Origin of the sequence: Bradyrhizobium sp. BWC-3-1 (assembly GCF_032917965.1) — a bacterium.
GTDB classification, from domain to species: Bacteria; Pseudomonadota; Alphaproteobacteria; order Rhizobiales; family Xanthobacteraceae; genus Bradyrhizobium; species Bradyrhizobium canariense_D.
Genome location: NZ_CP136625.1, coordinates 207,138 through 230,855 on the forward strand (window position 1 = coordinate 207,138; position 23,718 = coordinate 230,855).

The following is a 23,718-nucleotide window of genomic DNA, read 5'->3' on the forward strand; positions in this document are numbered from 1 at the left end:
GTCGTATTCGCTTTCTGGTCGTCTGTAGAAGGGGCCGTCTCGAAAGGATCGTGCCGGGAAAATCGATCCGGCCAGTAGACCGTTCCATACCGGAACGGCAAGTCTACATCACCATTTTGGGTCCGCGCGTCAGGTCCGTGGGATGTAGGCACGAAATCTTGCCCGGCCAATGGCGCCTTTTGGCACAGCACCGAGTGTAGCGCGTTTTATGCTTAAGGGGAAACCCGATCCTGCCCGGAAATCGCGCATCTTCAATCGTTTAAGGCGCAGTTGCGCTGGATCGCCGGGGTGAACGCCACAGTTGTGGGCGTGGCCGGAATTCCCCATCCGGGACCGTTCGTCCTTGTGGAACGAGGTAGCCCTATGTTAGCCAACCGCCGCGAAATTCAGCCCAATCGGGTAAGGAGACACTCTTATGACCAACGGTAACGGCACCCCTCCCGAGGCGGCCCAGGCTCCCCAGCTCAACGTCCTGGCGCAATATACCAAGGACCTCTCGTTCGAAAATCCGAATGCGCCCAGCTCGCTCCAGCAGCAGAGCCAGCCGCCCCAGATCAACATCCAGATCAATGTCAGCGCCAACAATCTCAGCGAACAGGAGTTCGAGGTGACGCTGTCGGTCGAGGGCAAGGCCGAGACCGCCGGCAAGATCATGTTCTCGTTCGAGCTCGCTTATGCCGGCGTCTTCCGCATCTCCAACGTGCCGAAGGACAATTTGCATCCGCTGGTCATGATCGAATGCCCGCGCCTGCTGTTCCCGTTTGCCCGTGAGATCATCGCCACTGCCGTGCGCGACGGCGGGTTCCCGCCTTTGATGCTGGATCCGGTCGACTTCGTCGGCCTCTATCGCCAGAACATGGAGCGGCAAATGGCCGCTCAGCCGAGCGGCCAGGCTTAACCAGCCAAAGGGGCGGCTGGAGCGGGCAAGAACTCGTTCCAGATCGCCTTGTCGCCGAGCGTTGTGATGAAGGCCCGGTGGGCCTCGCGCTCGGCGTCCGAAATGCGCGGGGTGAGCGGCGCCGGCCGTTGCCGCCGAGGCGCATCGGCAGCCCCATTGGCGCGAGTCTCTTCGGATTCCGAAGCAAGCAGCAGCTGCGACTGCCGCGCCCCGACCAGATCCACATAGACTTCCGCAAGCAGCTCGGCGTCGAGCAATGCGCCGTGCTTGGTGCGGCGTGAATTGTCGATCGCATAGCGTGAGCAGAGATCGTCGAGCCGGTTCGACACGCCGGGATGCTTGCGCCGAGCCAGCAGCAGCGTATCGACCAGCCGCTCGCGCGGGATCGCCGGGCGCTTGATCCGGTCGAGCTCGGCATTGATGAAGCTGATGTCGAACGAGGCATTGTGGATCACCAGCGGCGCGTCGCCGATGAACTCCAGAAAATCGTCGACGACCTCGTGAAACAGCTGCTTCGTCGCCAGGAATTCGGCCGACAGCCCGTGCACCGCAAAGGCTTCTGCCGGCATGTCCCTTTCGGGATTGATGTAGACGTGGAAACTCTGCCCCGTCGGCATGCGATTGAGCATCTCGACGCAGCCGATTTCGACCAGGCGATCTCCCCGCAACGGGTCAAGGCCGGTGGTTTCTGTGTCGAGAACGATTTCGCGCATGATCTGGGAAGCCGTGTCAGGCGGCGAATCAGGCGCGCCGCTGCGGCATCTTAACGACGTCGGCGAGGATGTGCGCGATTTGGGCGCGCACCGGTTCGAGTCCGTGGGATGTATCCACCACGAAATCGGCACGCCTGCGCTTTTCCGCATCGGGTGTCTGCTTGGCGATGATGGCGTCGAGCTTGGCCTCGTCCATCGTGCCGCGCGCCAGCACCCGCTCGCGCTGCAGTTCCGGAGACGTGGTGACGACGACTACGGCATCGACCCGCGTCTCGCCACCCGTCTCGAACAGCAGCGGTATGTCCAGCACCACGACCGGCGCGTTGGCGGCTTCGGCGTCGGCGAAGAACTTTTTCCGGGAAGCGCCGAGCATCGGATGGACGATCTGCTCGAGCTGCTTGATGGCCGCAGGATCGTGCACCACACGCGCCGAGAGTTTTGGCCGATCAACCTTGCCGTTCGCGGTAGTGCCGGGGAAGGCGGCCTCGATCGCGGGTGCGGCCTCGCCCTCATAGAGCTGATGGACGGCCGCATCGGCATCGTAGACAGGCACGCCAGCCTCCGCGAACAATTTCGCGGTGGTCGATTTGCCCATCCCGATCGAGCCGGTCAGTCCCAGGATCCGCATCAGCGCCCAACCATATCTGCCAGTCACACCGCAACTAGCCGCTCGCGCCGCAGGAACGCAAGCAGCGGCAGCAGCGGCAAGCCGAGAATGGTGAAGTGGTCGCCCTCGATACGCTCGAACAAATGGATCCCCAGGCTTTCGAGCTGATAGCCGCCGACGCTGGTGCTGACGGCGCCGCCGGCGATGTCGAGATAGGCCGAAAGCTCGGCCTCGGTCATCTGCCGCATCGTGAGGCGGGCAACCGAGACGTCCTCGAAGATGATCTCGCCATCGCGTGCGATCGCCACGGCGGAATTCAGCTCATGGCTATGGCCGGAGAGATCGCGCAGCTGCGCCAGCGCCTGGGCGCGGCCCGCAGGCTTGTTGAAGAGGCGATCGCCAAGCGCCAGCGTTTGATCCGCACCAATGACGGTGCTTCCAGCGTGATGGGCCGAGACTGCCTTGGCTTTTTCGCGCGCCAGCAGCAGGGCAATCTCGCGCGGACCAGAAAGCCCGGAGGCGGCCTGGATGCCGCGCTCGTCGATATCAGCCGTGATCGCCTTGAACTCGAGCCCGGCATTGGCCAGGAGCATCTTTCTCGCGCTGCTCTGCGAGGCCAGGATCAACGAAAATTTGCCGAGCCACAGACCCATCGCGAAACTATCCCAAAGCTATTCAGAAGGCCGGTTACGCTGACGATCGCTGTAGAGTTTCATGATCGCCGCGGCGGTTTCCTCGATCGAGCGCCGCGTGACGTCGAGCAGCGGCCAATCGTGCTTGGCGCTCAGCTTGCGGGCAAATGCGACCTCCTCGGCGACCGACTGCTTGTCGGTATAAGTGTCGCTGCTGGAATCGGCCCCCATGGAGAGCAGGCGGTTCGTGCGCACCTGGATCAATCGTTCCGGCGTCGCATGCAAGCTCACCACCAGCGGTCGCGTCAACGTCTCCAGTTGCGAGGGCACCGGAATGCCTGGAACCAGCGGCACGTTGGCAGTGCGGATGCCTCGGTTGGCAAGGTAGATCGACGTCGGGGTCTTGGAGGTGCGGGAAACGCCGACGAGCACCACGTCCGCGTCGTCGAGCCCTTCGACATGCTGGCCGTCATCGTGGATCATCGTGTAGTTCAACGCGTCGATACGCTTGAAGTATTCGGCATTGAGCACGTGCTGGGCGCCGACCCGGCCGGTCGTGGCAGCTCCGAGATAGGCCTCGAACAACTGCATCACCGGCCCGATGATCGACAGGCTCGGAACATTGATCCCCTTGCACTTATCCTCGAGCCTCGAAACCAGATCCTTCTCGAGCAGCGTGAACAGCACGATTCCCGGCGCTTCCTCGATCTCGTCGAGCACGCGATCGAGCTGTTTCTGGCTGCGCACCAGCGGATAGACGTGCTCGACCGGGGTCACGTTGGCGTACTGGGCGGCAACGGCGCGCGCGACCGTGATCAGCGTCTCACCGGTGGAGTCGGAGACGAGGTGCAGATGGAAATAATTGTTCGAAGTCGGCACAAAAGCCCTTTGTATGGAGTCGGTGTGGTTTGTGGATTTCTGTGGAGCTTAACCTCCCGGAAAGGGATGTGCGACACCGGGGGCGGGACAACGGCCGATTTTCTTCACACCGCTGCCCCTGAGAACAACTTCGACGCCCTCCCGAAAGGGAAACGGGATTGCGTCGATAACCCTCTTGATAAGCTGCCGACAGAAACGCGCAAGCCTTTGAAGCTGACCGACTTATCGAAAGCGGCCGGAGCTGTCAGAGGATATGTTGATGGATGTGAACAAGCGCGTGTGAACGGGCGGACGGAAATGTGTGAGTCCAATTCACCGTCACATAGACTCAAACCTTAAGAATCTAAGATTCTTATTGGAGAAGGGCGCTACGGACGGATATGTGTGCAGGCAAGACCTTAACGAGTTCTTACTATCCCCAGCGTTCCCCTCGGCTGGGCAGGAATCCGGACCCCCAGACATGTTTGAAGACGTCTACCTCTGGATCAAGGCGCTGCATGTGATCGCCGTCATTTCCTGGATGGCGGGCATGCTCTATTTGCCACGGCTGTTCGTTTATCATTGCGAGGCTGAAGTCGGCTCGCAGCAGTCGGAAACGTTCAAGATCATGGAACGGCGGCTGTTCAAGGCGATCATCAACCCCGCTATGATCGTGACCTGGCTCGCCGGGCTCTACCTCGCCTGGGCTGGACACTGGTTCACTTTCGGCTGGCTGCACGTAAAACTGGCACTGGTCCTGGCGATGTCCGCGGTCCACGGCTTTTTTTCGCGCTGGCTGAAGGATTTCGCGGCGGACCGGCGCCCCCGGAGCCAGAAATTCTATCGGATTATCAACGAGGTACCAACTGCCTTGATGATTCTGATCGTCATCATGGTGATCGTGAAGCCGTTCTAGGCAGCGGTCGCGAACAATCGCTCAGTGCTTCTGCTTGCGGAGTGTGAGGCGATTTTCTATATTAGCGATATCCCACCCAACGCAGGCGGATGTGGTCGTGTCTGAGCTTTCCAGAGGCCGGACACCCCATCAGGTTTGAAGCCTCACCGGCGCTCTCCTTGCCAGACCTGCGGACCTTACCTTTTCGCGTCCGCATTTCAGAGCCTCCTCGCACCCCCCTCCCAGGTTACCCCACAGGACCACCCCAATGCGGGAAATCAAACTCCAGGACCTCAAGTCGAAGACGCCGGCCGAACTCGTCTCGTTCGCGGAAGAGAATGGGGTCGAGAATGCCAGCACCATGCGCAAGCAGGAGCTGCTGTTCGCCATCCTCAAGCAGCTTGCGCTCGCCGAGACCGACATCGTCGGCGAAGGCGTCGTCGAGGTTCTCTCCGACGGCTTCGGCTTCCTCCGCTCGCCCGATGCGAATTATCTGCCGGGCCCGGATGACATCTACGTTTCGCCCTCGCAGATCCGCCGTTTTGGCCTGCGCACCGGCGACACTATCGAAGGCCACATCCGCAGCCCGAAGGAGGGCGAGCGCTATTTCGCGCTGCTGAAGGTCAACACGCTCAATTTCGAGGACCCGGAAAAGGCCAAGCACAAGGTCAATTTCGACAACCTCACGCCGCTGTTTCCGAATCAGCGCTTCCGCATGGAAATCGACGACCCCACGCGGAAAGACCTGTCTGCAAGGGTGATCGACATCGTTGCGCCGATCGGCAAGGGTCAGCGCGCGCTGATCGTCGCGCCGCCGCGCACGGGCAAGACCGTGCTGATGCAGAACATCGCGCACTCGATCGCGCATAATCATCCCGAGTGCTATCTGATCGTGCTCCTGATCGACGAACGTCCGGAAGAAGTCACGGACATGCAGCGCTCGGTGAAGGGCGAGGTCGTCTCCTCGACCTTCGACGAGCCGGCGGTGCGCCATGTCCAGGTCGCCGAGATGGTGATCGAGAAGGCCAAGCGTCTGGTCGAGCATGGCCGCGACGTCGTGATCCTGCTGGACTCCATCACGCGCCTCGGCCGCGCCTACAATACCGTGGTGCCGTCATCGGGCAAGGTGCTGACCGGTGGTGTCGATGCCAACGCGCTGCAGCGGCCGAAGCGGTTCTTCGGCGCCGCCCGCAACATCGAAGAGGGCGGCTCGCTGACGATCATCGCGACTGCGCTGGTTGATACCGGCAGCCGTATGGACGAAGTCATCTTCGAAGAGTTCAAGGGCACCGGCAACTCCGAGCTGATCCTCGATCGCAAGGTGTCGGACAAGCGGACCTTCCCGGCGATCGACATTTCGCGCTCCGGCACCCGTAAGGAAGAGCTGATCACCGATCCGGTGGTCTTGAAGAAGATGTACGTGCTCCGCCGCATCCTGAATCCGATGGGGACGATGGACGGAATCGACTTCCTGCTCGACAAGCTCCGCTCGACCAAGAGCAATTCCGAGTTCTTCGATTCGATGAACACCTGATTGCAATGCAACATGATTAAAGGGCGCCTTCGGGCGCCCTTTTTCTTTGTGCGGCTTTGTTGCAGCGGAGCTGCAGCATGGCTGGCGTTTGTCGTCTGGAGTAGGCGCCGTCTAAGATGTTGATATAATTTATGAATAGCGGGATCGAGGGATGCCGCTCATTCCGTTGGAAGTGGGTCTTGCAGGAGACGCTCGGGAGTTTTTTGCATCGCACCATAGGTTTTGCTGCGAGAATCCATGCAGCATAATCGCTCGATGGTCAGCCGAAACGGATGTTTGCCTTTTCCCTTTCAGCCGGACAAATAGGCTATGTATCCGCGAGACCACACCATCTTTGCACTGTCGTCTGGCCGTCCGCCAAGTGCGCTTGCGGCGGTGCGTGTCTCCGGGCCAGGCGCCAGCCTGGTGCTGACGACGCTGGCGGGCAAGCTGCCGGCGCCGAGGCAGGCCAGCCGCCGGCTCCTTCATGACGGCGTGGGCCAGCCGATCGACGATTCGGTGGTGTTGTGGTTTCCGGGGCCCGGCAGCGCGACCGGCGAGGACGTCGCCGAATTTCACGTCCATGGCGGCCGCGCGGTGCTGGCCGCACTGTTTACCGCAATTTCCGTAATTCCGAATATGCGAGCTGCCGAACCGGGCGAATTCACCCGGCGCGCCTTCGAGAACGGCAAGCTCGACCTGACCGAGGCGGAGGGCCTCGACGATCTCATTCATGCCGACACCGACCGCCAGCGCCGCCAGGCGTTGCGGCAGTTGCAGGGTCTCCTCGGCAACCGCGCGCGCGACTGGCGCGAGCGCATCATCGACGCCTCGGCCTTGATCGAGGCCGGCATCGATTTCTCCGACGAGGGCGATGTGCCCGCCGAGTTGAGAGCGCCTGCGGTCAAGGCGATCAGTGCGCTGCATGACGAAATCGCAGAAGTCCTTGCGGCACAGGGACAAGCTGAACGCTTGCGCGACGGCCTGGTGGTTGCGATCGCGGGCGAGCCGAATGTCGGCAAGTCGACGCTGATCAACCAGCTCGCGCGCCGCGACGTCGCGATCGTCTCGCCGCATGCCGGCACGACACGCGATGTGATCGAGGTGCAGCTCGATCTTGATGGCTATCCCGTCACGGTGATCGACACGGCCGGCATTCGCGAGACCGACGATCCGGTGGAGCAGGAGGGTGTTCGCCGGGCGCGAGCCCGAGCCGAAGACGCCGACCTCGTGTTGTGGCTGGTGGAGGCGGGGCGCGCGGTCGATCCGGCCGCAATGCCGTTGCTGGGGAAGTCCGGCAACGCAGGCAGCCGCTCCGGCGGTTCGGTCTGGATCGTGCGCAACAAGATCGATCTCGGCGGGGTCGAGGACGTCGGCCTGCACGGTGAGTTCGGAATCGCCGCCAGCCGGGGGGACGGCATTCCCGAGCTGGTCCATGCTATGGTGAAATTCGCCGCCGACTTCTTCGGAACGACTGAGGGCGCGTTGGTGACGCGAGCCCGGCAGCGGGATTTGCTGCGCCGAGCGTCGGACAGCTTGCGGCGGAGTCTGGAGCTTGTAGAAGACAGCGAGGAGCTTGCCGCCGAAGAGCTGCGCGCTGCGGCCTATGCCTTGGGCCGGCTGCTGGGTCGGGTGGATGTCGAGGACGTCCTGGGGGCGATTTTTCAGAAGTTCTGCGTTGGGAAGTAGACCTAGTTCTTCATTGTAGAACTAGCCTTTGTTCCACTTCTTCGTTTCACGTGAAACAGTCGCGTTCCGAGACGTTTCACGTGAAACGTGGCTCCATTACCCATATTTGCTGGCAAACGTGGCAGCTAAGGGAGCGGGTGAGCGGAGAGATCCCGGATCACTCCGCTCGCGATGATGGGAGTATGCCGCTGCCATCGAGCTTCGGAGACCGGGCCGCATCTGGACGTTACGGCCCTTCAGTAGACACTTTATGCTTCGGGAGCTCCGTTTTCTACCGCTGAAAATGATAATTTTTCCAAGGGCGGTTCTACTATGCATGGGGTTGTTTCGCGAAAACATCTGGGCTCCGCTTGCACCGTTTCACGTGAAACAACCGCCTTTCCAGTTTCCGCTTCCGGCTTCCCCGCCTCTGAGCTAGAAGTCCGTCCATGCGAACAGAGCGAGAGAGCTTCGACGTCATTGTGATTGGCGGCGGCCATGCCGGCTGTGAGGCCGCTTCTGCCTCTGCCCGGATGGGCGCGGCGACCGCTCTGGTCACGCACCGCTTCTCCACGGTCGGCGCGATGTCCTGCAATCCCGCCATTGGCGGTCTCGGCAAGGGCCATCTGGTTCGCGAGGTCGACGCGCTCGATGGTCTGATGGGCCGGGTCGGCGACGCCGGCGGTATTCAGTTTCGCGTTCTCAATCGCCGTAAGGGCCCAGCGGTCCGTGGTCCGCGCGCGCAGGCCGACCGGAAGCTCTATGCGGCCGCGATGCAGGCGGCGATCCGGGAGACCGAGGGTCTTTCCGTGGTCGAAGGCGAAGCGGACGAGCTGATCGTGGTCGAGGGACGGGTGATCGGCCTGCGCCTGGCAGATGGCCGCGAGCTTCGGGCAGGGGCCGTCGTCGTCACCACCGGCACCTTCCTCCGCGGTCTGATCCATCTCGGAGAGAAGATTTGGCCCGCCGGCAGGGTCGGCGAGGCGCCAGCGATGGGCCTTTCGACCTCCTTCGAGCGCGCGGGGTTCACCCTCGGACGGCTCAAGACAGGGACCCCGCCGCGTCTGGATGGGACGACGATCGACTGGTCGGCGGTCGAGATGCAGCCGGGGGACGAGCCTCCGGAGCCGTTTTCCGTGATGACCGAGCGGATCACGACGCCACAGATCCAGTGCGGGATCACCCGGACAAATTCCGCGACTCACGAGGTGATCCGGGCCAATGTTCATCGCTCTCCGATGTACTCCGGCCAGATCAAGAGCTCCGGACCGCGTTATTGCCCCTCGATCGAGGACAAGATCGTTCGCTTCGGCGATCGCGACGGTCACCAGATCTTCCTGGAGCCGGAAGGGCTCGACGACAGCACTGTCTATCCCAACGGCATCTCGACCTCGCTGCCGGAGGAGGTTCAGCTCGCCATCCTCGCAACCATTCCCGGCCTGGAGCGGGTGAAGATGGTCCGGCCGGGCTATGCCATCGAATACGACCACATCGATCCGCGTGAGCTCGATCCGACCCTCCAGACCAAGCGTCTGCGCGGCTTGTTCCTGGCTGGCCAGATCAACGGCACGACCGGATACGAGGAAGCCGCCGGCCAAGGCATCGTGGCCGGGCTGAACGCGGCATTGGCTGCGAGCGGCGCCGCGCTGACAGTGTTCGACCGAGCTGATGGCTATCTCGGCGTGATGATCGACGACCTCGTCACCCGCGGCATCAGCGAACCCTATCGGATGTTCACCTCCAGGGCCGAGTACCGGCTGACACTGCGTGCGGACAACGCCGACCAGCGTCTAACCGAGAAGGGCATCGCCTCGGGATGCGTCGGGAGCGCCCGGACCGTGCATCACCGCGCCAAGATGGACGCCTTGAATGCGGCACGAGCGCTCTCGAAGTCGCTGACGGTCACCCCGAACGAGGCCATTAAGCAGGGTCTGACCCTGAACCGGGACGGCCAGCGGCGCTCGGCTTTCGAACTGATGGCCTATCCCGATATTGGCTGGAGCCAGGTCCGTGCGATCTGGCCCGAGCTGTCCGGCATTGATCCCGTCATTGCCACCCATCTCGAGATCGACGCGAAGTACGATGTCTATCTGGAGCGCCAGAGCGCGGACGTCGAAGCCTTCAGGCGGGACGAGGGGATGGTGTTGTCGGACGTCGATTACCAGCAGGTCCCCGGTCTCTCCAATGAGGTGCGGGCCAAGCTGGAGAACGCGCGGCCGTTCACCGTTGGCCAGGCCGGCCGAATCGACGGCATGACGCCTGCCGCGCTCGGCATTCTTGCGGCCTATCTCCGCCGCGAAGCGCGGAAGACTTCCAAAGCAATCGCATAGGTTTCACGTGAAACAGCGCGGGACCGGCGGCGGCAGATCGTCATCAGGAAAACCCTCGGCGGGTGAGGGTGCCGGTGTTCGCTCCGAACCGGCGCCTGCCCGGCCAAAGATCGACAAGGCCAGCGCCAACGATCGATCGTGGGACGTCGTCATTGCAGCCGACAAGGTTGCGGCGCTCAACCTCGCGCCTGTTTCACATGAAACGGAAGCCCGGCTCGATCGCTACATTGCACTGCTACGGGAGTGGCAGGCCAAGACCAACCTCGTCGCGCCCTCGACATTGCCGTACCTCTGGACCCGGCACATCGCCGACTCGCTTCAGCTCGTCGCTCTCGCCCCATCGGCCAAACGTTGGGCCGACCTCGGCAGCGGTGGCGGCTTTCCCGGGATCGTCCTGGCCTGCGCCATGGCCGGGACGGCCGGGGCGAGCGTCCATCTGGTCGAGCGAATCGCCAAGAAGGCAGCCTTCCTGCGCGAAGCCGTGCGCGTCACGACATCTCCGGGAGTCGTACATCTCGCTGAGATCGGGGATAATGTGGATAGAATCACCGGCCCGGTCGATTGCGTCACCGCGCGTGCGCTGGCTCCGCTACATCAACTCATCGGCTTTGCGGAGCCGCTGATGCGCCGGGGCGCAAAAGCGTTGTTTCTCAAGGGTCAAGATGTAGAGTCTGAATTGACCGAAGCCACTAAATATTGGAATATTCAGCCGCAGCTCCACCACAGCCGTACAGGCGACGGTTGGATCGTCGAGCTGGCTTCCGTCGAACGGCGCGGGTGAGGCGTCAGGGGCCGAGTGGGGAATTTGCGATGAGCGTGATTGACGAACCGCAGCAAGAACAGACCGCCGCCGTCCCGCAGGGCCATCCGCGCATCCTGGCGCTGGCGAATCAGAAGGGCGGCGTGGGAAAAACAACCACGGCGATCAATCTCGGGACAGCGCTCGCTGCGATCGGCGAACGCGTCCTGATCGTCGATCTCGATCCGCAGGGCAATGCCTCGACCGGACTCGGCATCGATCGCCGCAACCGCTCCTGCTCGACCTATGACGTTCTGATCGGCGAGGCGAGCCTGCGGGAAGCGGTGGTGTCGACGGCAGTGCCGCGGCTGCATATCGCGCCCTCGACCATGGATCTCTCCGGCCTCGAGCTTGAGCTCGGCACCACGTCTGGTCGTGCGTACAAGCTGCGCGACGCGATCAGCGCGCTCAACAACAACGTTTCGCCCGACGCCGATTACACCTATGTGCTGATCGACTGCCCGCCCTCGCTCAACTTGATCACCGTGAACGCGATGGCGGCTTCCGACGCGATCCTGGTGCCGCTGCAGTGCGAGTTCTTCGCGCTCGAAGGTCTGTCGCAATTGCTGCAGACGGTGGAGCAGGTGCGCTCGACGCTCAATCCGAACTTGTCGATCCACGGCATCGTGCTGACCATGTTCGACTCGCGCAACAATCTCTCGAACCAGGTCGTTGCCGACGTCCGGCAGTTCATGGGCGAGAAGGTCTACAAGACCATGATCCCGCGCAACGTGCGCATCTCGGAGGCGCCGTCCTACGGCAAGCCGGTGCTGGTCTACGATCTCAAATGCGTCGGCAGCGAAGCCTACTTGCGGCTCGCCACCGAAGTGATCCAGCGCGAGCGCGAGCTTCGCACGACGCATTGAAGCGGCGTTGATCCTACGAGTTACGAGTTTCGACAATTCAGTTCTGGAGTGCTGCATCGTGAATCCAAGGGAGCTGGCGATGGCCGACGAAGCGCGTTCGCGACTGGGCCGGGGTCTTGCGAGTCTGATCGGTGACGTCGGCGGCGAGGCTCAGCATGTCGATCGGCCGCGCGCGCAACGCAAGGTGCCGATCGAGTTCATCAAGCCCAATCCGCGCAACCCGCGCCGCACCTTTTCGGAGAGCGAGCTCAGGGAGCTCAGCGATTCGATCAGGCAGCATGGCGTGATCCAGCCGATCGTGGTGCGCCCGGTGAAGGGTGCGCAGGACCGCTTCGAGATCATCGCCGGCGAACGGCGCTGGCGCGCCTCGCAAATGGCCGGCCTGCACGAAGTGCCGATCGTCCCCGTCGACATCAGCGACAGCGATGCGCTGGAGTTCGCGATCGTCGAGAACGTGCAGCGCGAAGACCTCAATCCGATGGAAGAGGCGCTCGGCTATCACGCGCTCGCCAACGAGTTCAAACGCAGCCAGGACGACATCGCCAAAGTCGTCGGCAAGAGCCGCAGCCACATCGCCAACATGATGCGGCTGACGAAGCTTCCCGCCGAGGTGCAAACCCTGATCACGAGCGGCGAGCTGACCGCAGGTCATGCCCGCGCGCTGATCGGCGTGCCTGATCCGCTCGCGGCCGCCAAGCGCATCGTCGAGGAGGGCCTCAACGTCCGCCAGGCCGAGGCGCTGGCGCATGAAGAGGGCGTGCCGGAGCGCAAGCCGCAGAAGGCGCGCTCGGGGGCGAAGGAAAAAGACCCTGACACGGTCGACCTCGAAAAGCGCGTCAGCGACGCGCTCGGGCTCAAGGTCACGGTGAGCCACCGAGACCCCGGCGGCTCGGTCCAGATCAACTACCGCAACCTCGATCAGCTCGACGAGGTGATGCGGCGGCTGGCGAAGGGCGCGCTGTAGCCGCTTGGTGTCGTCCTGGCGAAAGCCAGGACCTCATGCCGATCCACACGTCATTGCGAGCGCAGCGAAGCCATCCAGAATCTTTCCGCGGAGAGATTCTGGATTGCTTCGTCGCAAGGGCTCCTCGCAATGACGAGGGGACAGTGCGGGAAGCTCAGCTCCGCCGCTTCGCGTTTGCGGCGATCGCCATCAGCGTGCGCTGGGCGATGGCGGCGGCGAGGGTGGATTGCTTGCGGGTATCGAGCGCGGCGGTCGCGAGCTGCTCGATGATGACGGCGAGCCGCGCCACGCTGAAATTGCGCAATGCGGTTTCGACCGCGGGCTTCCGCGAAAAATGCAGGCGCGGATAGCCGCTGTCGAGCACCGCGGATGCGGGCGTGCCGTCGGCGATTGCGAGCGCCGATTTGTGCAGCCACGCCGCCTGACGCTGCGCCGCGGAGATGATCACGCCGGGGTAGGTGCCGGCGATCATGGCTTTGGCAAACTCGTTCTCGACGATCTCGGGCCGGCCGGCGAAGGCGCCATCGACGATCGGATCGAGTTTCAGTTCCGACGCATCGGCGACGACAGCCATCACGTCATCCAGCGTGATCTCGCCCTTGCCATGGGCATAGAGCGTGAGCTTGCGCAGCTCGTTGCGGGAGGCCTGGCGATCGCCGCCGAGGAACGACATCAGCGCCGCGCGGGCATCTTGCGCGATGCGCAAATTGGCGATGCGGAGCTCGTCTTCCATCAGCTTGGCGAGATCGCGCTCGGTATCGGGATAGCAGGCGATCGCGACGGCCGTCTTGGCGCGTTCGCAGGCCTTGCGCAGTGGCGATTCCGGACGCAGCTCGCCGGCCTCGATCACGATGCGGCAATCCCTGACGCCCATCTCCGCCAGTGTGTCGATAGCACTGGCAAAGCTGCGCGAGCCGGCGCGCACGTGGATGGCGCGGCGGCCGCCGAACAGCGGCACCGTCATGGCCTCGTCGACGAGGCGCGACGGCTCGGCGGAGAGCTCGTCGCCATCGACCTTGACCAGCGAGAAGGGATCATTGGGATCGTCGACGGCCGAGGCGATCAGCGCATCCGCGCGTTCGCGGACCAGGCCGGCGTCGGGACCATAGAGCAGGATGATCGGACGGCCCGCATCGGGGCGGGCGAGAAAGGCGTCGATCTCTTTTCCGCGCAGCGCGACCATGTTGCCTGTGACTCGTCATTCCGGGCGAACCGGGGTGACGGGATGAATTAAGTGCCCGCGGTGAAGAACGAGGCGAGTCGAGTCGTGATGTTCTCGGCGATCTCGTTGGCGGCACGATCCTCGGCATCACGTACCGCGCGGTTGCGGCTGAAACGCTGATAGGAGCCGGGCATGTCGTAGGACACGCGGGAGAACGTGGTGCCTGTCATCACCGACTTGCCGCTGACGACCTCGATCAGATTGTACTGGGCGTCGAGGCCGTAGTTTTCGCTGCTGGGCAGGCCGGTGTTGGGATCGACGATCAGCGACGTCTTGCTGCTTGCGAAGCGGATCTCGAGGCGGTGGGTTGGCGGCATGCCGGTGGCGGTGCCATAGAGCTTGAAGGCCAGCGCGTTGCGGACCTCGACGCCGACCCGGGCCTCGCGTGAGGCATTGGCTTTGGCGATCGGGGGCAGATCGACCCCCATCAGCTTCTCGCGCAGACCGGGGGTGCCGTCGGTGTGCTCGGCATACATCGGGTGGAAGCAGCCGGCCGTCATGGCCGCCAGTGCGGCAACCGCCAGCAAGCGGGCTGCGATGCGGATCCTAGCCGACAACATTCACGATCCTCTTGGGGACGATAATCACCTTGCGGACGGGTTTGCCATCCAAGGCCAGTTTTACCGCATCGAGGGCCAAAACGGCAGCCTCGATTTCCGGATTCTCGGCCGCTGTTGCAACTGTGACCTCGCCCCGCTTCTTACCGTTGACCTGGACCACCAGGGTCACACTGTCTTCAACCAGCAAATCGCGTTCGATTTGGGGCCAATTGGCCTCGGAAACCAGCCCGCTATGGCCCAGAACCTGCCAACACTCCTCGGCCAAATGCGGCATCATCGGGGAGAACAGCTGGACCAGGATCTGGCTGGCCCCCCGGATCGCCCAGGCCAAATCTGGAGCCGGCTGGCCGGGACGTTGCAAGATCTCCGCAAACGCATTGGTGAATTCGCGGATATGGGCGAGGCAGACGTTGAAGTGCAGTCGCTCGATACCGGTGGTGACCTTGTCCAGCGCGCCATGGGCAGCCTTGCGCAAGGCGGTGGCGTCCGGGCCGAAGCTGGCCGGCCGGGCCGTCGGCGCGCCCTTGCCGGGTTCCACAGAATCGTTCACCAGCCGCCACAGCCGCTGCACGAAGCGCGAGGCGCCCTGGACGCGCTCGTCGCTCCAGATCACGTCGCGCTCGGGCGGGGAGTCCGACAGCATGAACCAGCGGGCGACGTCGGCGCCATAGGTCTCGATGATGTCGTCGGGATCGACCGTGTTCTTCTTCGACTTCGACATCTTCTCGATCGGGCCGATCTGGATGTCTTCGCCTGACGTTAGCAGCGTGGCGCGGCGGCCGTTGGCGCCGGTCTCGACCTTCACCTCGACCGGCTGGACGTAGGTGCCGTCGGCCTTCTGGTAGGTCTCGTGCACTACCATGCCCTGCGTGAACATGCCCGCGAACGGCTCGTCCAGGGCGATGTGCCCGGTCGCCTTCATCGCGCGGGTGAAGAAGCGGCTGTAGAGCAGATGCAGGATCGCGTGCTCGACGCCGCCGATATACTGGTCGACCGGCAGCATCCGGTTGGCGACCTCTGGCGTCGTCGGCGCGTTCTCGTTCCAGGGATCGGTGAAACGCGCAAAGTACCAGGACGAATCGACGAAGGTGTCCATGGTGTCAGTTTCGCGGCTAGCCTTGCCGCCGCATTGCGGACAGGTGACGTGCTTCCAGGTCGGATGATGATCGAGCGCGTTGCCCGGCTTGTCGAAGGTCGCATCGTCCGGCAGTTCGACGGGCAGATCGGCATCCGGCACCGGCACGGCGTCGCATTTCGGGCAATGGATGACGGGGATCGGACAGCCCCAATAGCGCTGGCGCGAAATGCCCCAGTCGCGCAGACGGAAGTTCACTTGGCGCTCGCCCACCGGCGCGTTGCCGCGCAGCTCGGTCTCAAGACGCTTCGCCACCTCGTCCTTGGCCTGATCGATGGTCATGCCGTCGAGGAAACGCGAATTGATCATGCGGCCGTCACCGTCATAGGCGGTATCGGTGATGACGAACGATTTCGGATCCTGGCCCTCGGGGCACACCACCGGCGTGTTGCCGAGAGCGTACTTGTTGACGAAATCGAGGTCGCGCTGGTCGTGTGCGGGACAGCCGAAGATGGCGCCGGTGCCGTATTCCATCAGCACGAAGTTGGCGACATAGACCGGCAGCTTCCAGCTCGGATCGAACGGATGGACCGCGCGTATGCCGGTGTCAAAGCCCTGCTTCTCGGCGGTGTCGATGATCTCCTGCGCCGTGCCCATCCGCTTGATCTCGCCGATGAACTCGGCAAGCTCAGGATTTTTGGCCGCGGCTGCCTGCGCCAGCGGATGATCGGCCGAGATCGCCATGAACTTCGCGCCGAACAGCGTGTCGGGGCGTGTCGTAAAAATCTTCAGCTCGCTCTCGCCGGCCGGCGTCGTCGCCGCGTCGAGCGCGAAGCGGATCAGCAGGCCCTCGGACCGGCCGATCCAGTTGCGCTGCATCAGCCGCACCTTGTCGGGCCAGCGGTCCAGCGTATCCAGTGCAGACAGCAGCTCCTGCGAGTACTTCGTGATCTTGAAGACCCACTGGTTCATTTCCCGTTGCTCGACAACGGCACCCGAACGCCAGCCCTTCCCGTCGATCACCTGCTCGTTGGCGAGCACGGTCATGTCGACGGGGTCCCAGTTCACCTTGCGCTTCTCGCGCTCGGCGAGGCCTTCGCGCAGGAAGTCCAGAAACATCTTCTGCTGGTGTTTGTAATAGGAGGGATCGCAGGTCGCGATCTCACGGCTCCAGTCCAGCGACAGCCCGATCGAACGGAGCTGCTTCTTCATCGCGGCAATGTTGGCGTACGTCCAGGCCTTCGGTGCGACCTTGCGCTCGATCGCGGCGTTCTCGGCCGGCAGGCCGAAAGCGTCCCAGCCCATCGGGTGCAGCACGTTGAAACCCTTGGCGCGCATGAAGCGGGCCAGTACGTCGCCCAGCGTGTAATTGCGGACATGGCCGATATGGATGCGCCCCGACGGGTAGGGGAACATCTCCAGCACATAGTATTTCGGCCGCGGATCGTCGTTTTTGGAGACGAAGATCGCCTGTTGGTCCCAGGCGGCTTGCCAGCGCGGTTCGGCGTCGCGGGCGTTGTAGCGTTCGGAGGTCATGGAATCGTTGGGTTTTCGTGGATCTGGCCGTCTAAAGACGGCGGACTAGGCCATAGAAGTCCTCGGGGGGTCAATGGGTTGCCGCTGGCGGCGCGGCGCCGCAAGGCTGCTCCGCAAAAATACGGAGAGTCCTGTTCGGCTCGCCGGGCCTGGTCACCGAGAGCGAGGTCGATCGCGTCCGGGCTGCGGGTTAGCCCTCAGCCCGCCATCATCATTTCCGCCGCGCCGTTGTCGATCACCGTGATGCCATGCTCGACGACGTTGTTGCGACCGCGGTGCTTGGCGGCGTAGAGCGCGGCGTCGGCGGCTTCGATCAAATCGCCCGGACGCAAGCTCTCGTTGGGCTTGGTCGCGGCAACGCCGATCGAGACGGTGACGATCATGTGGTCGGAGGTGATGTGCGGCAGGCCCAGCTTCAGCACGGCCGCACGCGCCTGTTCGCCGATTTCGACGGCGCGCGCCACGTCGGTGTTCGGCAGCAACAGGCAGAATTCCTCGCCGCCGTAGCGGGCCGCGAAGCCCATCGTGTCGGCGGCGATGCCGGACAGCGATTCGCCGAGCCTGGTCAGGCAAGAATCGCCTTCGAGATGGCCGTAGGTGTCGTTGAACAGCTTGAAATGGTCGACGTCGATCATCAACAGCGCGAGGTCGCTGCCATATTGCTGCGCGCGCATCCATTCGAAATCGAGGCGGCTCTGGAAGCCGCGGCGGTTGGCAAGCCCCGACAACATGTCGATCGAGGCCATCACCGTGAGTCGGTCATTGCTCGCCATCAGCTCGCGTTCGCGCTGGCTAAGCTGTGCGGCCATCGCGTTGAACGCGCGGGCGAGCGGCACGAACTCGGCCGGCAGGCGATTGCGCGCGGCACGCGCCGACAGATCACCCTCGCCCAGACGCTTGGCCATGTCGGCGAGCATCCTGATCGGCTTGATCACCAGTTTCTCGGCTGCGATCAGCGCGCCGAGCAGCACGAATACCACGACGAAAGCGAGCTGGAGATAGGCGGTGCGGATGTCGCGGCTCACGGCCGCGGACACCTTGTCCTCGTCGATGCTGGCGATCAGGCGGGCATTGGTACCGGCGATGCGGATATAGCTGACCGCGCGGCGGGAGCCGTCGGCAGCGAGGAAAGAGAGTGAACCTTCGTCCTGGTCAGACCTCAGCGCCTTGTCGGCGATCGCGGACATCAGCGGCATGTTGTCGAGCGGACGGCCGATCGCACTATGCTGGTCGGCCGGTGCCGCCAGCACGGTGCCGGTGCTGTCGACCAGCACGGCCGTGATGCCGGCGCGACCCCCCAGATTGCTCATGACCTTCGACATCCAGTCGAGGTTGACGGTGGCGAGCACGACGGCATCCGCTACGCCGCTGAAGGCGGACACCGGGTAAACCGCCATGACGGTCGGTGTCAGCACCGGGCGCGACAGGATGAAGTCGCTCAGGACGAAGCGGCCGGTTTCCTGCGCCTGCTGGAAATACGGGCGGTCACTGAGGTCCAGGCCGACATACATGTTGTTGGTGGCGCACTGGATGCGCCCGTCCTGGCCGGCGATCAGAAGCGTGCGGATCCAGGGAAGATTCGACGGCAGGCTCGCGCGCAGCACGTCACAGCTCTTGCTGATGCCGCCGGCGGAGGCGCGGATGAAAGCTTCCGATTTCAGGATGGTCTCGACCGACGAGATCACCTCGCGCTGCGCATCGGCGCTGTGTCTTGCAACGGTGGTGAATTCGGCTGTGGCCTGTGCGATCTGCCGTGTGCGCGTGTCTTCCAGCGATCGGATGCGTTCGAACATCAAAGGCGTCACCAGAATCACCGCGAGCAACGCAAGCCGCGCCCGGATTCCGAGAACCTGCTTGAGTTTCGCTCGTTTGCGGTTGAAACTGACGTTTGACATCTTCGCTGCCCACCCCGCGGCTAAGGTAAAGCGAGGGGTTCAAAAACTCTTTCTTGAACTCGGTAAAATTAGAACTAGCTCCGCAACAACCAGCTCCGATGCGACATCATGACTGAAGCCAACGCCGCGCCGCTAACCGGCCATTCACCAAACGCGCTCGCCGCGGTCGAAGCCGAAATCGCGCGCGCCTGCAAGGATGCGCGGCGCGAGCGTGCCTCCGTGACGCTGATCGCGGTGTCGAAAACTTTCGCCGCGGATGCAATTACCCCGGTCATCGATGCCGGACAGCGCGTATTCGGGGAGAATCGCGTGCAGGAGGCCAAAGGCAAGTGGCCCGCGTTAACTTCTGTTTACCCCGATATCGCGCTGCATCTGATCGGCCCGCTGCAATCCAACAAGGCGAAAGAGGCAGTCGCGCTGTTCGATGCCATCCATTCGGTCGATCGCCCGAGCATTTGCCAGGCGTTAGCCAAGGAAATCGAATCCCAGAACAAGCACCCGGAATTGTTCGTGCAGATCAATATCGGTGAGGAGCCGCAGAAGGCGGGCATCGCGCCCGGCGAGGCCGATGCTTTCATCGCGAGCTGCCGCGACACCTACGGGCTGACGATCTCGGGGTTGATGTGCATCCCGCCGCTAGACGAGCCGCCGGCGGCGCATTTCGCGCTGACCGCCAAGGTCGCCGCGCGCAATGGATTGAAGAAGCTCTCGATGGGCATGAGCGCGGATTATGCGACCGCGATCATGCTCGGCGCCACCCATGTGCGCGTGGGCAGTGCGATCTTCGGGCGCCGGTGAGAGCCGTTAGCGACGGCAGAGCGCCATACGAACTCTCGATTTCGTCATTGCGAGCACAGCGAAGCAATCCAGAGTCCCTCCGCGGAAAGATTCTGGATTGCTTCGCTGCGCTCGCAATGACGGTGGTGTATGTGGGGCCTATTCAAACCCCACTGCCACCTTCCCCAGCGCGCCAAAGTCCGCGACAAACCGATCACCCGCCTGGATCGGAAGCGGCGGATGGCACGTGCCCGTGGTCACCACCTCCCCTGCCCGCAAGGGGATGCCGAGGCCACGCAGTTCGTTGGCCAGCCAGACCAGGGCAATGCGGGGATCGCCGAGCACGTTCTTGCCGTGGCCGAGATAGCGCTGGCCGCGCAGCGTGATCTGCGGCCGCTGTTCGACGAGGTCCATGGCACGCCAGTTCGCATTCGTCGCTGCGCCCAGCACGAACAGATGCGCACAGGCGTTGTCGGCGATGAGCTGCGCCTCGCCGGCGCTGGCGAAATCGGCAAAGCGCGAATCGGGAATCTCGATCGCGGGATGCAAGCTGTCCACGGCGGCGAGCACCTCGTCGACAGTATATGGCGCCGCGCGCGGCGGCAGATCGCGCCCCATGCCGAAAGCGAACTCGGGTTCGCCGACGCGCATCGCGTTGCCCTTCATCGAGGCGGTGCCGCCATCGGCGATCACGGTGTCGCTCATGATCCGACCGGCCAACGGTCCCGCGACATTGATGTGCTTCTGTCCGGACTCGCTCGTTGCCGCGATCTTCCAGCCGAACAAAGTCCCGCTGAGCGCAGCCTGCACGGCGTAAGCCTCGGTGCGGTTCTGAGGCCGCAACTCTGGCTCCAGCGCGTCAAGCTTGGTGCCGTCGCGCCAATGTTTGACCAGGACCTGCGAAGCGGCGGCGATCTGATCCTTGTCGAGCATGTGTCCTCATCCGATGATGATTTTTGTTTTTGGTCCAAGCCGCCGCAGCAATTGTCGCATCGCCGCTTCGGTCATCGAGACGCAGCCTGCGGTGGGGCCGAAATTGTCGCGGGCCAGATGCAAGAACACCGCGCTGCCCCGGCCGGCGATCCGCGGCCTCGTATTGTGGTCGATTTCGATGATGAAGTCATAGAGATGGTCGGCCCGCTTGAGCCGGTCGCCGCCCTGCCCCTCGCCGAGGCGGATTCCCTGATTGTAATGACGGTCCTTGGGATCCTCGCACCAGGCGTCCTCGCCGGTGATGATCCGGGCCGGCAGGAAGGTCTGCGGGCGGCTGTGCCGGTCGCCCCGCCACCACAATCGCCTCGGACGGAAGCTGCCCCGCGGGGTGCCGCCATCGCCCTCGCGCTTGTTCGCCAGAATGCCGCCGCGTCCGAGCGCCACCGGAATCGTCAGCGCTCCGGCGGTCAGCCAGCCCCGGCGCGGCTTCCCGGCGGCAGGCTTAACGCGGATCACCGAGAGCGGCCCGGCGCTCCGGTTCATGGTGTAACTAGCTGAAGCAGCTTTATTTTTCATGTGAACGTGCGATGTCGAATTCATTACAGGACATTCATCAAAACGGCCTGCTATTCTAGGTTAGAGTGGTTCTGGCTTGTGAATCGGTAACAGCCCACTACTTCAAGACGAACAACAATAATAACGGCGACCCCTAAACTTCCCTCTCGGCTGGGTGCAGCATGGATGCGCGCCGCGCCGGACCCCAAAAGGATGACCCCCTATGGCCAATGCCCGCAAGATCCTGATCGTGGATGACGATACCGATCTGCGCGATACGTTGGTGGAGCAATTGTCGCTGCACGAAGAATTTGAAGCCTCCGCGGTCGATACCGGCGCCAAGGGCGCGAGCGCCGCGAAGGCCAATGCCCCCGATCTCGTCCTGATGGATGTTGGCCTGCCCGACACCGATGGCCGCGAAGTGGTCCGTTCCTTACGCAAGGGCGGGTTCAAGGCTCCGATCATCATGCTCACCGGGCATGACACCGACTCCGACACGATTTTGGGGCTGGAATCCGGCGCCAACGACTATGTCGCAAAACCCTTCCGCTTCGCCGTACTGCTGGCGCGCATCCGCGCCCAGCTCCGGCAGCACGAAGCCAGCGAGGACGCAGTGTTCTCGGTCGGCCCCTACTCTTTCCGGCCCGGCTCCAAGATGCTGACCGCCGCCAATGCGCGCAAGGTCCGGCTGACGGAGAAGGAAACCGCCATCCTCCGCTTCCTCTACCGGGCCGGCCAGATGCCGGTCTCGCGCGAGACCCTGCTCCAGGAGGTCTGGGGCTACAATTCCGGCGTCACCACCCACACGCTGGAAACCCACATTTACCGGCTTCGCCAGAAGATCGAGAAGGACGCCGCGAACCCGGAAATCCTGGTCACGGAAGCCGGTGGCTACAAGCTGGTGCCGTGATACGCTTCAGGGGCGTGCGAATCGTTTTAGATTGCGTGCCCTTGAGCCCCGGACCTGAATGTCAATCGACGATGATGTAGCGCTTCTCGAGCGTGTCCCGACACTGCGCCTGTTGGGAGACGCTTCGTTGCGCATGCTGGCGATCGGCTCCGAGCAGCGTGACTTCGTCCGCGGCGACGTCTTGTTCAATCTCGGCGACGATGCCGATGCCGGCTTCGTGGTCCAGCGCGGCGCCTTCCGGGTCGACGACGGCGCCGGTGCGGAGATGATCGCAAGTCCCGGTGCGTTGATCGGCGAGCTCGCGCTGATCGTGCCGATGAAGCGGCCGTCGAGCGCGATCGCGATCGAGCACGCCTCCGTCATCCGCGTCGCGCGCAGCCTGTTTCAGCGTGTGCTCGAAAGCGACCCCGCCGCCGCCGTCCGCCTGCGCGACGAATTCGCGGTGCGCTCCAGCCAGATCGCCAGCGATATATTGATGGCGGGTGCGAAGCTGACGTCGTGATGTCGTCCTGGCGAAGGCCAGGACCCGTCATCCCAAATGTTTCTGGCTTGGTGCGATTGCCGATGTCCTCGCGCAACAACGAAGATTGGTGGTAATGGGCCTGGCTTTCGCCAGAGCGACATTAAACCTCGAGCGTCACCGTCACCGGCACATGATCCGACGGACGCTCCCAGCTCCGCGCATCGCGCAAAATCTTGAAATCACTCACCGCATCTTTCATCGCGCGCGAGACCCAGATGTGGTCGAGCCTGCGGCCGCGGTCGCCGACAGTCCAATCGGCGGAGCGGTAGCTCCACCACGTGTAGACCTTTTCCGACATCGGAATGCGCTCGCGCGCGACGTCGACCCACTCACCGGCGGCGAGCGCGGCTTGCAGCTTCTCGGTTTCGATGGGCGTGTGCGACACCACTTTCAGAAGCTGCTTGTGCGACCAGACGTCGTTCTCATGCGGGGCGACGTTGAGATCGCCGACCAGGATGTGGCGATCCTCGCCGCGCGGATGCAACGGCTCGCACGCCTTCATCTCGTCGAGGAAGCGGAGCTTGTGATCGAATTTCTCGTTCAGCGCGGGATCGGGAATGTCGCCGCCGGCGGGCACGTAGAAATTATGCACCACCAGGGGTTTCGCGATCCCGGCCCTCTCACCAAACGACACCGAGATGTGGCGTGAATCCACCTTGTCGCAGAAGGTGCGGATGTCCTTCGACTCGAACGGAATCTTCGAGACGATGGCGACGCCGTGATAGCCCTTCTGTCCGTTCAACGCGACATGCTCGTAGCCGAGCCGCTTGAAGCGCTTCAGCGGAAAAGCGTCGTCGATGCACTTGGTCTCCTGGAGACACAGCACGTCCGGCCGCGCGCTCTTGAGAAATTTTGCGACCAGATCGATGCGCAGCCGAACCGAATTGATGTTCCAGGTTGTCAGGGAAAAACGCATGAGATTGATCTAACAAACTCCATCCGTCATGGCCGGGCTTGACCCGGCCATCCACGCCTTTTTGTAGGTCCAG

Annotated in this window: 22 protein-coding genes; 11 read left to right on the forward strand and 11 right to left on the reverse strand. The window is 63.2% G+C overall.

Annotation, left to right across the window (positions count from 1 at the left end; genetic code table 11):
• The first annotated feature begins 415 nt into the window (after positions 1–415).
• Positions 416–898 (forward strand): protein-export chaperone SecB, encoded by a 483-nt coding sequence (gene secB, locus RX329_RS00980; RefSeq protein WP_007598595.1) that lies wholly within the window; start codon positions 416–418, stop codon positions 896–898.
• Here secB and dnaQ read toward each other — a convergent pair.
• The 4 genes from dnaQ to RX329_RS01000 are packed head-to-tail and all read right to left on the reverse strand — an operon-like array spanning position 895 to position 3,729.
• Positions 895–1,611 (reverse strand): DNA polymerase III subunit epsilon, encoded by a 717-nt coding sequence (dnaQ, locus tag RX329_RS00985; protein WP_085349244.1) that lies wholly within the window; start codon positions 1,609–1,611, stop codon positions 895–897. The genes secB and dnaQ overlap by 4 nt on opposite strands.
• A gap of 28 nt (positions 1,612–1,639) precedes the next feature.
• On the reverse strand, positions 1,640–2,239 hold the full coding sequence (gene coaE / locus RX329_RS00990) for a dephospho-CoA kinase (RefSeq protein ID WP_085349243.1): 600 nt from the start codon (positions 2,237–2,239) through the stop codon (positions 1,640–1,642).
• Between the two features lie 23 nt (positions 2,240–2,262).
• Positions 2,263–2,871 (reverse strand): Maf family protein, encoded by a 609-nt coding sequence (locus RX329_RS00995; RefSeq protein WP_085349242.1) that lies wholly within the window; start codon positions 2,869–2,871, stop codon positions 2,263–2,265.
• A gap of 18 nt (positions 2,872–2,889) precedes the next feature.
• On the reverse strand, positions 2,890–3,729 hold the full coding sequence (locus RX329_RS01000) for a pyruvate, water dikinase regulatory protein (protein ID WP_018459640.1): 840 nt from the start codon (positions 3,727–3,729) through the stop codon (positions 2,890–2,892).
• 460 nt (positions 3,730–4,189) lie between these two features.
• Here RX329_RS01000 and hemJ point away from each other — a divergent pair, with 460 nt between their 5' ends.
• From hemJ to RX329_RS01035, 7 genes are all read left to right on the forward strand, one after another.
• The gene (gene hemJ, locus RX329_RS01005) at positions 4,190–4,624 is read left to right on the forward strand and encodes a protoporphyrinogen oxidase HemJ (RefSeq protein WP_018459641.1); all 435 of its coding nucleotides are present in this window, start codon (positions 4,190–4,192) and stop codon (positions 4,622–4,624) included.
• Positions 4,625–4,871: 247 nt separating this feature from the next.
• On the forward strand, positions 4,872–6,137 hold the full coding sequence (rho, locus tag RX329_RS01010) for a transcription termination factor Rho (RefSeq protein WP_007598612.1): 1,266 nt from the start codon (positions 4,872–4,874) through the stop codon (positions 6,135–6,137).
• Between the two features lie 309 nt (positions 6,138–6,446).
• Positions 6,447–7,805, forward strand: coding sequence for a tRNA uridine-5-carboxymethylaminomethyl(34) synthesis GTPase MnmE (gene mnmE, locus RX329_RS01015; RefSeq protein ID WP_085349241.1), 1,359 nt, complete (start codon positions 6,447–6,449; stop codon positions 7,803–7,805).
• 428 nt (positions 7,806–8,233) lie between these two features.
• A complete protein-coding gene (gene mnmG / locus RX329_RS01020; protein ID WP_085359573.1) occupies positions 8,234–10,114 on the forward strand; it encodes a tRNA uridine-5-carboxymethylaminomethyl(34) synthesis enzyme MnmG in 1,881 nt (626 codons plus the stop codon).
• 7 nt (positions 10,115–10,121) lie between these two features.
• Positions 10,122–10,895 (forward strand): 16S rRNA (guanine(527)-N(7))-methyltransferase RsmG, encoded by a 774-nt coding sequence (rsmG, locus tag RX329_RS01025; protein ID WP_085359575.1) that lies wholly within the window; start codon positions 10,122–10,124, stop codon positions 10,893–10,895.
• 29 nt (positions 10,896–10,924) lie between these two features.
• Positions 10,925–11,779 (forward strand): ParA family protein, encoded by an 855-nt coding sequence (locus RX329_RS01030; RefSeq protein WP_085349238.1) that lies wholly within the window; start codon positions 10,925–10,927, stop codon positions 11,777–11,779.
• Between the two features lie 79 nt (positions 11,780–11,858).
• Positions 11,859–12,743 (forward strand): ParB/RepB/Spo0J family partition protein, encoded by an 885-nt coding sequence (locus tag RX329_RS01035; RefSeq protein ID WP_085384736.1) that lies wholly within the window; start codon positions 11,859–11,861, stop codon positions 12,741–12,743.
• A gap of 154 nt (positions 12,744–12,897) precedes the next feature.
• On the opposite strand, the gene holA is transcribed toward RX329_RS01035, so the two are convergent.
• The 4 genes from holA to RX329_RS01055 all read right to left on the reverse strand — a co-directional run bounded on the left by holA (position 12,898) and on the right by RX329_RS01055 (position 19,031).
• A complete protein-coding gene (gene holA, locus RX329_RS01040) occupies positions 12,898–13,926 on the reverse strand; it encodes a DNA polymerase III subunit delta (RefSeq protein WP_085359577.1) in 1,029 nt (342 codons plus the stop codon).
• Between the two features lie 47 nt (positions 13,927–13,973).
• Positions 13,974–14,525 carry an LPS assembly lipoprotein LptE gene (gene lptE / locus RX329_RS01045; RefSeq protein WP_085349235.1) on the reverse strand — a complete coding sequence of 184 codons (552 nt, stop codon included), beginning with the start codon at positions 14,523–14,525 and terminating at the stop codon, positions 13,974–13,976.
• A complete protein-coding gene (leuS, locus tag RX329_RS01050; protein WP_317245488.1) occupies positions 14,512–17,136 on the reverse strand; it encodes a leucine--tRNA ligase in 2,625 nt (874 codons plus the stop codon). Before leuS ends, lptE begins: the two co-directional genes overlap by 14 nt.
• Positions 17,137–17,333: 197 nt before the next feature.
• A complete protein-coding gene (locus tag RX329_RS01055; protein WP_085349233.1) occupies positions 17,334–19,031 on the reverse strand; it encodes a diguanylate cyclase domain-containing protein in 1,698 nt (565 codons plus the stop codon).
• A 108-nt stretch (positions 19,032–19,139) separates the two neighbouring features.
• Here RX329_RS01055 and RX329_RS01060 point away from each other — a divergent pair, with 108 nt between their 5' ends.
• Positions 19,140–19,829: a YggS family pyridoxal phosphate-dependent enzyme gene (locus tag RX329_RS01060; protein ID WP_085359581.1), complete on the forward strand. Its 690-nt coding sequence runs from the start codon at positions 19,140–19,142 to the stop codon at positions 19,827–19,829.
• Between the two features lie 138 nt (positions 19,830–19,967).
• Here the strand turns inward: RX329_RS01060 and RX329_RS01065 are convergent, their stop codons facing one another.
• The gene (locus RX329_RS01065; RefSeq protein ID WP_085359583.1) at positions 19,968–20,741 is read right to left on the reverse strand and encodes a 2-keto-4-pentenoate hydratase; all 774 of its coding nucleotides are present in this window, start codon (positions 20,739–20,741) and stop codon (positions 19,968–19,970) included.
• A gap of 6 nt (positions 20,742–20,747) precedes the next feature.
• Positions 20,748–21,284 carry a L,D-transpeptidase gene (locus RX329_RS01070; protein ID WP_240543268.1) on the reverse strand — a complete coding sequence of 179 codons (537 nt, stop codon included), beginning with the start codon at positions 21,282–21,284 and terminating at the stop codon, positions 20,748–20,750.
• Between the two features lie 235 nt (positions 21,285–21,519).
• Between RX329_RS01070 and RX329_RS01075 the strand changes: the two genes are divergently transcribed.
• Positions 21,520–22,206, forward strand: a complete 687-nt coding sequence (locus tag RX329_RS01075; protein WP_007598630.1) for a response regulator transcription factor — start codon at positions 21,520–21,522, stop codon at positions 22,204–22,206.
• A 58-nt stretch (positions 22,207–22,264) separates the two neighbouring features.
• Positions 22,265–22,708, forward strand: coding sequence for a cyclic nucleotide-binding domain-containing protein (locus RX329_RS01080; RefSeq protein ID WP_007598631.1), 444 nt, complete (start codon positions 22,265–22,267; stop codon positions 22,706–22,708).
• Between the two features lie 121 nt (positions 22,709–22,829).
• Here RX329_RS01080 and xth read toward each other — a convergent pair whose 3' ends face one another.
• Positions 22,830–23,645 (reverse strand): exodeoxyribonuclease III, encoded by an 816-nt coding sequence (gene xth, locus RX329_RS01085; RefSeq protein WP_085359585.1) that lies wholly within the window; start codon positions 23,643–23,645, stop codon positions 22,830–22,832.
• Between the last annotated feature and the right edge of the window lie 73 nt (positions 23,646–23,718).